Here is an 11,170-nt window from a genome sequence, read left to right on the forward strand (position 1 = left end):
AAGGCTGTTCGCGTGGCGACTGCCTCCTGTGATGCCCTGTCGATCCGCCGCTGAACCACGAATACCAGGGAAATACACGAGTTCACCTCGCGGGTGAGAGGGAGAATGGCCCATCCGGGCGGCATGTCCGGGTTGTATTCCGGCCATGCGCGCCGGGGCACGGGCGGCACCGGCCTGCGGGCTCACACCGGCGCCCTTCCCCACACCGTCGCACCTGCTCACACCGTCGTACCTGCTCACACCGACCCTTCCCGCGACGGGTGCGCGGCGGCCGATCCGCCCTCCACCGCCCCGCCCGCCCGGTGCTCCTCCAGGGCCAGCCACACCTTGTCGCGCAGCAGCGGGACCTCTGTGAAGCGCACCCCGGTGGCATCGCGCAGCGCATTGGCGAAGGCGGGCGCCACCGGATTGAACGGGCTCTCGCTCATGGACTTGGCGCCCAGCGGGCCGATCGCATCGGAGGTCTGCATGAAGTGCACCTCGGTCCGCGGGACATCGGCGTAGGCCGGCAGCCGGTAGCGGCGGAACGCGGGGGTGACGACCTTGCCGCCCTCGTCGATGAGGACCTGCTCGAAGAGGGTCGCGCCGAGCGCCTGGGCGACGCCGCCCTCGACCTGACCGCGGCACTGCATGGGGTTCATGACCTTTCCCGCATCGGCCGAGTGCACGCTGCGCAGGATCTTCATCTCCCCGGTGCCGGGATCGACCGCGATCCGGAACCACTGGGCGTTGAAGGCCACCGAGCGGGGCGAGCCGCCCCAGTGGCCGGCCGCCGACATCTCCACTCCCCGGCTGCGCGCGGCCTCGTACAGCTCCTTGAGCGGCACCGGGCGCCCCTCGCACTCCACCGCGTCCGCGGTCAGCCGGCACAGGCTGCGCGGCACCCTGACGTGTTCCGCCGCGAAGGTCAGGATCCGCTCGGCGAGGCCGTTGGCCGCCTTCATCACGGCCTTGCCCGCGACGACCGTGCCCGCCGACCCGAACGCGCCGGTGTCGTGCCGTACGACATCGGTGTCGGACTGCCGGACGGCGATCCGGTCCACGGTGGTGCCCAGCGCGCCCGCGGTGATCTGCTGGTGCACGGTGGTCGTTCCGTTGCCGAACTCGGCGGTGCCGACGGCGATGTCGTAGGTGCCGTCCTCCAGCAGCGTGACCGTCGCATCGGCGAAATGGCCGCCGGGCGGGCCGGTGGCGATCATCGACATGGCGGCGCCCTGTCCGACCAGCCAGCCCTCGGGCGCCTGGTCGGCGCTGGTGTCCTCGGCGATGGCGTCCCGTACGACCTTCAGACACTGGTCGAGGCCGTAACTGGCGATGTGCAGGTCCTCCTCCTCGCCACCGGGGCTGATCATGTGCTCCCCGGGGCCGATGATGTTCCGCTCGCGGAAGACCAGCGGATCGATGCCGAGGCGGCGGGCGAGCTCGTCCATGGCCGACTCCACGGCGAAGGTCACCTGGCCCAGCCCGTAGCCCCGGAACGCCCCGGCGGGGACGGTGTTCGTGTAGACGGAGTAGGCGTCGACCTTCTTGTGCGGGGCGCGGTAGACGGCCATCGACTCGCCGACGCTGTGGAACATCACGGCGGGGCCGTGGTTGCCGTAGGCGCCGGTGTTGGAGACGACCCGGAGCTGGAGCGCGGTGAGGGTGCCGTCCTTCCTGGCGCCCGCCTTGATACGGATGCCGAACGGATGCCGGGTGGTCGCGCCGAAGAACTGCTCGGCGCGCGTGAACTCCAGCTTCACCGGCCGCTTCAGCCGCAGCGCGGCCAGCACCACGATGTCCTCGGTGAGCATCTCCTGCTTGCCGCCGAATCCGCCACCGACCCGGCCCGCGACCACCCGGACCTTCTCCCGCGGCAGGTCGTAGAGCGCACACAGGGCGCGGCGGGTAAGGAACGGCACCTGGGTGCTGGAGCGGACCACGAGCCGCTCCCCGTCCTCTTCGCCGCCTTCTTCTCCGTCCTCGAAGTACGCGACGCAGCCGTGTGTCTCCAGGCTCGCGTGCTGCACCCGCTGCGTACGGAATCTCTCCTCGTAGACGAGGTCGGCCGCCGCGAAGCCGTCCGTCACGCTCCCGATCTCGCCGTGCACCTCGCCGACGACGTTGTTCTGCGGCCGGGCGATCCGCGACGCTTCGGCCTCCTTCGCATGGATCACCGGAGCGCCCGGGCCCATCGCCTCCTCCGGGTCGAGGACGTACGGCAGTTCCTCGTAGGTGACGACGACCTGGCGGCAGCCCTCCTCGGCTGCGGCCTCGGTGTCGGCGACCACGGCCGCCACCCGCTGGCCGACGAAGCGGACCACGTCGTCCAGCACCCGGGTGTCGTCGGGGTCCTCGGTGGGGTGTTCGTGCCGGGCCGAGGAGAAGTGCCGCTCGGGGGCGTCGTGGTGGGTGAGGACGGCGTGTACGCCGGGGACGCGGAGCGCGGCGGCGGTGTCGATCGCGACGATCCGCGCATGGGGGTGCGGGGAGCGCAGCAGTTTCATGTGGAGCAGCCCGGGGACGTCGATGTCGAAGGTGTAGCGGGCGGTGCCGGTGACCACCTGGGGTCCGGCCGGGGCACCCAGATTGCGGCCGACCGCCCGCCCCGGGGACGGTTCTTCGACGTTCTTGACGCCGCGTATCGCGTCCTCGATGGCCCGGTAGCCGGTGCAGCGGCACAGATTGCCCTTGAGGGCGCGCGGCAGATCGGCCAGCTGGTCCTCGTCCAGCTTCGCGGTCGTCATCAGGAATCCGGCCGTGCAGAAGCCGCACTGGAAGCCCTGGGCGTCGAGGAACTTGCGCTGGACGGGGTGGAGTTCGCCGTCGGCGCCGGCCAGGCCCTCGACGGTGGTGACCCGGCGGCCGTCGGCGCGCACGGCCGGATACAGGCAGCTGTGCACCGGTTCACCGTCGACATGGACGGTGCAGGCACCGCAGTCACCGGCGTCGCAGCCCTTCTTGACGCCGAACCAGCCGCGGTCGCGCAGATAGGTGCGCAGGCACTGGCCGGGGCGCGGTGGGGCGTCGAAGGACCGGTCGTTGACGTGTATGTCGAAGCTCATCGCCCGGCCTCCCGGCCCAGTTCCCGGCGGATCTCCTCGCAGAGCCGCAGCGTCATGTGCCGGCGCCAGGCCGGCAGTCCGTGGATGTCGTCGAACCAGTCGCCGTCCGCGACGGTCCATTCGAGGGTGTCGCGCAGCTCCTCGGCGTCCGGCGCGACCGGGAACCAGAGGCGGAACGGCCGTACGGTGGCGGCCGTGACCGTCATGGCCAGCGAGCCGTCCAGCGGGTCGAGGGTGCCGATGACCAGCGCGCCGGAGCGGCCGAGTCCGTAGAGGGACGCCTGGCGGAAGGCCGTACGGCACACCAGGGACCGGGCGGGCAGGGTGACCGAGCGCAGCAGTTCGCCTTCGGCCAGGTCCTTGCGGCCGGCGCCGGTGATGAAGTCGGCGACCTTGAGGTGGCGCCGGGTGCCGTCCTGGGCCTGGAGCAGGGCGGTGCCGTCGAGGGCGGCGGTCAGCGAGATCATCGGGCCGGCGGGCAGGCCGTTGCAGAGGTTGCCGCCGACGGTGGCCATGTTCCAGATCTTGAACGAGGCGAGGAAGGCGCGGCAGCACTGTTCGAACAGCGGTGCCGCGGGGGCGGCGTAGGTCCGCGCGAAGCGGGAGAGCCGGGCGATGGTGCAGGTCGCGGCGATCTCCAGCGAGCCGTCGGGCAGCCGGTGCAGCGGCTCCCAGCCCATCCGGCCGAGGTCCACCAGGCGCCGGATGTGCGGCTGTGGCTCGGAGAAGAGGTAGGTGCCGCCGCCCAGCCAGGCGTCGCCGCTGCGCCAGGGGGCGCGCTGCCGGGCGTCTCGCACCTCCAGCACGGTGTTGAGGTCCATGCGGCGAGTCAAGCAATCGGGCGGCGCCCGGCACGACTGGTGCGCAGCACGGAAAACGACAAGCGCGACGGCCCGTATCTGGATGATTGACCAAGAGGTGTTTGGCCGGGAGAGGCTTGCATTTACCATGACGGAACTCGCATGCACCTTGCGAATATGAGAAGGGTGCCTGCGAGTGCCGGGGCCTGTTTCCCTCCGTCCGCCCGCTCCGGCAGCCGCCCAAGGAGCCATCCATGCACGTCGAAGACCTCCTCCGGCTCGATTCGCTCGAGCTGACCCTGCTGTGGGGCGAGAGCGCGCTGCTCGCCCGGGACGTCAGCGGGGTGACCGCCACCGATCTGGAGGATCCGGAGCGGTTTCTCCAGCCGGGCGAGCTGGTGCTCAGCGGGCTGGTGTGGTGGTCGCCGGGCGACGACCACGCGAAGGTGGACCGCTTTGTCTCCGCGCTGCGTTCGGCCGGGGCCGCGGCCCTGCTGGCCGGCGAGGAGACCCACGGTGCGGTCCCCGACGTCCTCGTCGACGCCTGCCGCGAGCACCGGATCGCCCTGATAGCCGTCCCCGCGCAGACCACCTTCCGGGCCATCACCGAGGCGGTGTATCTGCGCCAGTGGGGCGATCTGAGCCGGCGGCCCACGGGCCACTACGCGCTGCCGGAGAACGTCCGCACGGAACTGGCCGGTCTGCTCGCCGAGGACGCCGCGCCGGATGCGCTGCTGGACCGCGCGTTCGCGCATCTGGGCGGGCCCGCCTGCTATCTGCTGACGGCCACCGGGCGGGAGATCGCGCGCACTCCGGCGGCCCCACCCCTGCCCGCGCACCAGGCCGTTCGCGAGCTGACCGGCGGGACGGGCACCAGCCTGCGGATCGACGGGGACTGCGGCCCGTACGACAGCTGGCATCTTCATCTGGGGGGCGAGGCCGACGCCCCACCGCGGGTGCTGCACGACATCGCCGACGTCTTCGCCCAGTACCGGCACCGCCTCGACCGCGGTCGGGCGGCCGGGCGCCGCGCCGCCGACGCCCTGGTGACGCTGATCGACACCGCGGCGGCCGACGGCACCGCGCTGGACGCCGCCCTGCACGCCGCGGGGCTGCCCGCCGCCGGGCCGTACCGCGTGGTGGTCGCCTCGGTGGGCGGCGAGGAGAGCGAGGGGGCGGTCGGGGCGCTGGCGGAGGCGCTGCGGCACTCCCCCGGCGAGCCGTTCGCGGTCGGCGGCCTGCCGAGCGGCGAGGCGGTCGCCGTCGTCCATGCGGACCCCGGCGCCGAGACCCGCACCGCGCTCCGCGAGCTGTGGCCCGGCCTGCACGGCTGCCGTCCGCAGGCTCCGCTGCATGCCGGTGTCAGTGCCCTCGCGACCGCCCCTGACGGCCTCGATTCCGCCCTCTCCCAGGCTCGTTACGCACTGGCCGCGGCCCGCGCCGAGGCCCCCAAGGACGCCCGGGTGACGTCCGTCGGGGACCTCACCACGCTCGGCAGCCTGCTCGCCGGGGTGCCCGCCGAGGTCCGCGCGGCGTTCAGCTCCCGCGTCCTGGGTCCGCTGGCCCGCGCGGGCAGCACCTCGCACCGGATGCTGCTGGAGACCCTGGAGGTGTTCCTGGCGCAGCACGGCTCGTGGGCCCGTACGGCCGAGACGCTGCATCTGCATGTCAACACGGTCCACTACCGCATCCAGCGCATCGAGGTGCTGACGGGCCGCGATCTGTCGCGCCTCGACCACAAACTGGACCTGCATGCGGCGCTGTTGTGCCGGTAGGCGCGTGTGTGCGGGTAGGTGCTGTTGTGCCGGTACGCACTGTTGTGCCGGTAGGTGATGTTTCACGTGAAACATGCCGGACCCGTCGGTGCGGGCGGAATCCGGTGCCAACTCGGGCCGGGAGAGCGCGCGTTACTGCCGTCGGTCGTCCGGCCGGTCGATGTGGACGTTGGTCGACTTCACGCGGGCGGTGGCGGTGACGCCGACCTCGATGCCGAGTTCTTCGGCCGCCTCACGGCTGACCAGGGACACCAGCCGGTGCGGTCCGGACTGGATCTCCACCTGCGCGACGACGTCGTCGAGGACGACGGAGGTGACGATGCCGGCGAAGGAGTTGCGGACGGAGGTGCGGACCTCGCCGGGGACGGGATGCAGTCCGGCGGCCCGGTCCTTGGCGAACGCCGCGAGCCCGACGCCGTCGATCACACGGTTGCCCGAACCGTCCCGGTCCATCCGCAGCTGACCACCGTCGGCCCAGCGGCGGACGGTCTCCGAACTCACTCCCAGCAGCCTGGCTGCCTGACCAATGCTGTACGTCGGCACCCCCGCACTCTAGCTCCGCCCGCCGTTCATCGAGTCGGCGTCCCCCGCCGTGGCGGCTCGGCCGGACGGGGGCGCTGGGCGCGCTCGGCGAGGTCTTCCAGGGCCGGGAGTGCGTCGCGCAACAGGCGCCTCCGGTCGGGGGGCAGCTCGGCGATCTCCGCGGCGAGTATGCCGGTGGTCTCCTGCCGTACGGAGCGCAGCAGCTGCTGCCCGTCGTCGTTGAGGCTGATCAGGCTGGCGCGCTGGTCCTCGGGGTCGGGGCGGCGGACGATCCAGCCGCAGCCGTAAAGGAGGTCGACCATCCGGGAGGTGGTGGACAGCGCGATGTTCATCCGGTTGGCCAGCTCGCTGATCCGCAGCGGGCCGTGGGCATCGAGCACGGCGAGGGCGGTCAGCCGGCTGGGGGTGAGATCGCCGTGCACGCTCTGACGACGGAGCAACGGCAGGAGGTGCTGGAGGACGGCGCGCAGGCGGCCGGCCAGTTCGGCGGACGTACCGGGCGCGGAGGTGGGGGTCTCCATCGGCTCTCCCTGGGGGTCACCGTCGGCGGGAGGCGCGCGGGCGCGCCTGGGCCGCGGGTCCGGAGTGGTCGGGACGCTCGGCGGGGTTGACCTACGGAGGGCGCATCGGTGCATTGGTTGCTTGATGTCAACCAACTTCCACTCTAGACCTCGCCCGGGGACGCGACCAGGCCCCGACGGCACACGGGTCCCGCCTCCGGCCCGTACGGGCCGGCAGCAGCTCCCAATGGAGCAGTGCGCCACGGACCCGGTGGCGGCCGTCCGGGCGGTTCCGTAAGCCGTTCGGGGTTCACCGGATGGCGATCAACTGCCTCGCAAGCAGGGGAAGTTGGAGGACCGTGCCCGGACCGGTCCGGGCAACCCGCCCCGTACGGGCGGTTCTCGGCGCAGCGGCACGAGGGAGCGCAGCGTTGGACTTCCGATTGCGACCGATTTAGGCCGATGTAAGGCTGGTCCCGTCCGTCGCACAAGGAGGAAAAACCTATGGTTACGGATCGCACAGCATCGACCGAAACGACCAGCCTGGCCGCCGAAGTCGAAGGACTGCTGGACTCTGCCGAACCGCACGGCGTGTTCCGCGACACCCGCGAGTGTGCTGGGGGCCTGGCGCTGTTCGGGCTCCTGCTCGTCTCGCCGCCCACTCCCCGTCCGAAGACGGACCCGCGATAAAAGGGGCACGCGTTGGCTGAACAGGCACAGGGCGCAGTCCCACTGAGCGCTGTGATTGCCGATGCCGCAACCGGGATCGCCCTCGCCCTTCGGGGTGAGGGCGACCCTTACGCCCTGTCACGCATTCTGCGGCAGGGCGATGCGGTCTCGCTCGGGGCGCTGCGGGTGCTGGGCGCGGACGCACTGGCACCGTATGCACTGGACCACCGGGTGTGCCCCGGTGGCGACGACGAGAAGGTGGTGCGCGAGGCGCTCGCCGCCTATCCACCGGGAGCCGACGCCTCGGAGGTGTCGGTGTGGACCTACCGGGGCCTGGTCGAGGCCTCGCACTCGTTGCTGCCCGGCGGCGCGGAGCACTGGCCGCAGCCACCGCAGGCGGGAGCCGACTGGGTGCGGGCGGACCCCTGGCCCAAGCTCGCCCACCGGGCGTCCCAGCTCGCCGCGCTCGCCCTCCCCGGGCTCGCGCCGGGTCTCGCCGAGGATCTGACGGCCCGTACGGACGACCTGGCGCGCGGCTTCGTGCGTGCCGTCCGCCGCCGGGACTGGTTGCAGGCGGCCGGTGTGGGCCGCTGGCTGGCCCGGCTGCCCGAGGTGCCGCAGTCCCTGGGGCTGGATGCCGGGCTCGCCTTCGTACGGCAGATGAGCGGCGGCGACGCCCGGGTGGCGGTGCAGGTGGCGGCCGCCCGGCGGTTCTACGGGCGGGGTTGGTGACCGGCGGCCGGGGCGACCCCGGGCTGCTGGACCGGATGGTCGCCGACTGCCTGGGCTGGCTGGATGCGGCGCGGCCGCACTTCCGCCTGCCCGCGAACGCGACCACCGACGCCGACCCGAACCTGACCCTCAAACCGCTCGGCGAATTGGCCGAACTGGCCCATCTGATCGGTGAATTGCACCCGATCGGGGACATCCGCCAGGTGGCGCGCGATCTGTTCGCGTTCGCCTGGGAACAGACCCGCGACGGCGAGCTGTTCGCCGAGCTGATCCGCGGCGAGCCGTTTGCCACCTATCCGATGGAGCTCTACGGGGCCTTCGCCCAGGCCGGGCTGCGTCATGAGGACGTCGAGGAGCTGCTGGCCACGACGGCCCGGCTGCGCGGCCGGCGGGTGGCGCGCGAGGACCACACCCGTACGCTCGCGGTCCTCAACGCCGAGCGGCGCATCGGGCTGGTGCAACATGCCGACTTCGACGCCGAGTTCGCACGCACGGGGCTGGGTCTGCTGCCGGAACCCTGGGTGCTGGACCGCAAGGCCGCGTACGGCGTGACCCACGACGTCTTCCATCTGACGCAGTGGGGCCGCCTGCGCGAACGGCTGGCCCCCGAGTTCGCCGGCTATCTGCGGCTGTGGCTCCCCGCCTGGCTGGAGAACTGGCTGGAGGAAGAACTCTGGGACCTGGTGGGCGAGTTGCTGGCCGTGAGCGCCTGCCTGCCCGACGCCCCCTGCGATCCGGGCGCCTGGCAGCGGCTGGCCGGTGCGCAGCGGGCCGACGGGGCGGTCCCGGAGACCGGCGCCGCGCCCTGCCCGGACGACCCCGCCGGGGTCTTCATGGCCTGCTACCACTCCACCCTGGTGACCGCGTTCGCCGGGACTCTCGCGCGCACCGCCCGCAAGCCCCCGGCGCCGGGCACGACAAGTGCGAAGGCCCGGCGCGCCCCCTCCGTACGCTGCGAAAGCGAGGCACTTCCGTGACGGTGACGGCCGCACCCGCTCCCCCGGCGCTGCTGCACGGCGTCGGCGACCGGGCCCTGACCTGGCTCGACAAGCACCGCGAGTTCTTCCGGCCGACCGATCAGGACCGCGCCAGCGGCGCCGCGCTGATCGAACGGCTCAAGCCCATCGGCGAGTTGGCGATCAATATGCAGGTGCTGTTCCGGGAGGGCGTGGCCGGTTCCCGGCAGCACGCACGGGCCGGGCAGCTGCTGGACTTCACCTGGCGGGAGCTGCTGGACGGCGGCAATGTGCTGGCCGCGCTCCAGCACGAGGAGCCGTTCTCGCCCGTTCCCCTGGAGGTCTATGCGACCTTCCACGAACTGGGCCACCGCCATCCCGCGCTGGAGACCGCCCTGGAGGTCGTCCGGCGCACCGCCACCTGGACGACGCTGGAGTTGGTGCCCAACCGGCGGCTCGGCGTCCTCAACGCCGAACGAAGGGTGCAGCTCCCGCCGAGCGCCGATTTCGACCAGGCGCTGGCGGCCACCTGGCTGGGCCGGATGCCGGAGCCGTGGACGGTGCAGTACCACATCGCCTACGACCTCACCCACACCATCTTCCATATCACCAACTGGGGCGAGGCGCCCGAGCGCATTCCCGCGGCGCTCGCCGACTATCTGGCGCGCTATCTGCCCGCCTGGATGGACGACTGGGCCGACATGGAGCACTGGGATCTGCTCGGTGAGCTGCTGGTCGTCGATGCCTGTCTACCGCGGCCCACACTGGACGGACAGATGTGGGAGCGGTATGCGGCCGCGCAGTCCGACAGCGGGGCGATGCCCATTCAGCACGGTATGCCGGCCGGAGATCCGGAAGAGGTCTTCGATCTGGTCCATCACCCGACCCTGGTGGCCGCGTTCGCCTCGGCGATGGCCACCTCCCGGTCGCTCTCGGCCGCCGCGGCCGGATGAGCCGCGCCCACGCCGGCGGCGACCTGGGTGACCGTCTCGCGGAGGCGGTCACCCTCATCGACGCCCCGGACATCGTGCTGGCCGTCACCCACCGCAGGCGGCGTTCCGTCATCACCGGGGGCACCGCCCTCGCCCCGCCCACCCCCCGGCATGCGCTGCGCTACGAACTCGGCTCGCTGTCCAAGACGTTCACCGTGCTGCTGCTCGCCGAGCTGGCCGAATCGGGCGCGCTGTCCCTCGACGACCGGCTGTCGAGCCATCTGCCCGGACTGCACCTGCCGCACGCCGCCTCGCGCCGGATCACCCTGCGCCATCTGGCCACCCACACCTCCGGGCTGCCCCGTATCCCGGCCGACCTGGTGGCCGGCGCGCTGCTGCACCCGTACCGCAACGGCTACACCGGTTACGACACCGACCGGCTGCTGACCACCTTCGCCCGGACCTGGCCCCGCAGCGCCCCCGGCACCCGCTGGCGCTACTCCAACTTCGGGCTGGCGCTGCTCGGCCCGGCGATCGAGAGCGCCACCGGCACGGACTTCGGCACCCTGCTCACCGAACGGGTGCTCAAGCCGCTCGCCCTGAACGGCACCACGCTCGGCGCCGGCACCACCGGGACCGACGCCATCGGGCACCGTACGAACGGCAGAACGCCGGTCCGCGGCACCGACATGGGCGGCTTCCGCGCCGCCGGAGCCGTGCATGCGCCCCCGGACGATCTGCTCACCTATCTGGAAGCGCATCTCTTCCCCGAGGACACCCCGCTGGCCGGGGCGCTGCGCGCGGTGCAGATCCCGCAGCTGCGCCGGGGCTGGCGGCACCGCCACACCCACACCCTCACGTGGTTCCACCACCCGGCGCCGCGCGGCCCGTTGCTCTTCCACGCCGGGGCGACCTTCGGCCAGCAGACGTTCCTGGGCTTCCACCCGGTCTCCGGCACGGCCGTGGTGGCCGCCGCCACCCGGCGCGGCCGCACCTGCCATATGGTCGACACCGCCTACGAGCTGCTGTACGAACTGGCGGACGAGCCCGCGGACGCGGAGCAGGGGTAGGGCCCTTCTGATGGATCTCCGTGGGAGAAGGAGCGGCGTCCGGTGCGTGCTCTCGGCGTGCCGCGCGGAAGTCCTCGTAGCGGCGCTACTTGGGCTTTCGTGCGGTGCGGCGAGAGGGCGTGCCGGGCGTCGCGACGCCGCGGAGATCC

At 72.2% G+C, this 11,170-nt stretch carries 10 protein-coding genes; 6 read left to right on the forward strand and 4 right to left on the reverse strand.

Annotation, left to right across the window (positions count from 1 at the left end; genetic code table 11):
* Positions 1 to 236 precede the first annotated feature (236 nt).
* Both SNA_RS23135 and SNA_RS23140 read right to left on the reverse strand, forming a co-directional pair.
* Entirely contained in the window at positions 237 to 3,044 is a 2,808-nt protein-coding gene (locus SNA_RS23135; protein WP_030067308.1) for a molybdopterin-dependent oxidoreductase, read from the reverse strand.
* Positions 3,041 to 3,865 (reverse strand): FAD binding domain-containing protein, encoded by an 825-nt coding sequence (locus tag SNA_RS23140; RefSeq protein ID WP_044366478.1) that lies wholly within the window; start codon positions 3,863 to 3,865, stop codon positions 3,041 to 3,043. Before SNA_RS23140 ends, SNA_RS23135 begins: the two co-directional genes overlap by 4 nt.
* Before the next feature lie 233 nt (positions 3,866 to 4,098).
* Here SNA_RS23140 and SNA_RS23145 point away from each other — a divergent pair, with 233 nt between their 5' ends.
* The gene (locus SNA_RS23145; protein ID WP_044366480.1) at positions 4,099 to 5,619 is read left to right on the forward strand and encodes a PucR family transcriptional regulator; all 1,521 of its coding nucleotides are present in this window, start codon (positions 4,099 to 4,101) and stop codon (positions 5,617 to 5,619) included.
* Between the two features lie 132 nt (positions 5,620 to 5,751).
* On the opposite strand, the gene SNA_RS23150 is transcribed toward SNA_RS23145, so the two are convergent.
* On the reverse strand, positions 5,752 to 6,162 hold the full coding sequence (locus tag SNA_RS23150; protein WP_030067313.1) for a TOBE domain-containing protein: 411 nt from the start codon (positions 6,160 to 6,162) through the stop codon (positions 5,752 to 5,754).
* A gap of 26 nt (positions 6,163 to 6,188) precedes the next feature.
* Entirely contained in the window at positions 6,189 to 6,683 is a 495-nt protein-coding gene (locus SNA_RS23155; RefSeq protein ID WP_030067314.1) for a MarR family winged helix-turn-helix transcriptional regulator, read from the reverse strand.
* A 483-nt stretch (positions 6,684 to 7,166) separates the two neighbouring features.
* On the opposite strand from SNA_RS23155, the gene SNA_RS23160 reads away from it, so the two are divergent.
* The 5 genes from SNA_RS23160 to SNA_RS23180 are packed head-to-tail and all read left to right on the forward strand — an operon-like array spanning position 7,167 to position 11,021.
* Positions 7,167 to 7,352 (forward strand): hypothetical protein, encoded by a 186-nt coding sequence (locus SNA_RS23160; RefSeq protein WP_030067315.1) that lies wholly within the window; start codon positions 7,167 to 7,169, stop codon positions 7,350 to 7,352.
* A 51-nt stretch (positions 7,353 to 7,403) separates the two neighbouring features.
* Positions 7,404 to 8,063: a hypothetical protein gene (locus SNA_RS23165; protein ID WP_030067316.1), complete on the forward strand. Its 660-nt coding sequence runs from the start codon at positions 7,404 to 7,406 to the stop codon at positions 8,061 to 8,063.
* The gene (locus SNA_RS23170; RefSeq protein ID WP_030067317.1) at positions 8,060 to 9,040 is read left to right on the forward strand and encodes a DUF6895 family protein; all 981 of its coding nucleotides are present in this window, start codon (positions 8,060 to 8,062) and stop codon (positions 9,038 to 9,040) included. Before SNA_RS23165 ends, SNA_RS23170 begins: the two co-directional genes overlap by 4 nt.
* Positions 9,037 to 9,972, forward strand: a complete 936-nt coding sequence (locus tag SNA_RS23175; RefSeq protein ID WP_030067318.1) for a DUF6895 family protein — start codon at positions 9,037 to 9,039, stop codon at positions 9,970 to 9,972. Before SNA_RS23170 ends, SNA_RS23175 begins: the two co-directional genes overlap by 4 nt.
* Entirely contained in the window at positions 9,969 to 11,021 is a 1,053-nt protein-coding gene (locus SNA_RS23180; RefSeq protein ID WP_037791018.1) for a serine hydrolase domain-containing protein, read from the forward strand. Before SNA_RS23175 ends, SNA_RS23180 begins: the two co-directional genes overlap by 4 nt.
* Positions 11,022 to 11,170 lie beyond the last annotated feature (149 nt).

It is taken from the genome of Streptomyces natalensis ATCC 27448, assembly GCF_000935125.1.
GTDB lineage: Bacteria > Actinomycetota > Actinomycetes > Streptomycetales > Streptomycetaceae > Streptomyces > Streptomyces natalensis.

Bases quoted from the DNA above. Each gene is read 5' to 3' on its own strand.
- SNA_RS23140 (WP_044366478.1), bottom strand. From the start codon at position 3,865: ATGGACCTCAACACCGTGCTGGAGGTGCGAGACGCCCGGCAGCGCGCC.
- SNA_RS23160 (WP_030067315.1), top strand. From the start codon at position 7,167: ATGGTTACGGATCGCACAGCATCGACCGAAACGACCAGCCTGGCCGCC.
- SNA_RS23145 (WP_044366480.1), top strand. From the start codon at position 4,099: ATGCACGTCGAAGACCTCCTCCGGCTCGATTCGCTCGAGCTGACCCTG.
- SNA_RS23135 (WP_030067308.1), bottom strand. From the start codon at position 3,044: ATGAGCTTCGACATACACGTCAACGACCGGTCCTTCGACGCCCCACCG.
- SNA_RS23180 (WP_037791018.1), top strand. From the start codon at position 9,969: ATGAGCCGCGCCCACGCCGGCGGCGACCTGGGTGACCGTCTCGCGGAG.
- SNA_RS23155 (WP_030067314.1), bottom strand. From the start codon at position 6,683: ATGGAGACCCCCACCTCCGCGCCCGGTACGTCCGCCGAACTGGCCGGC.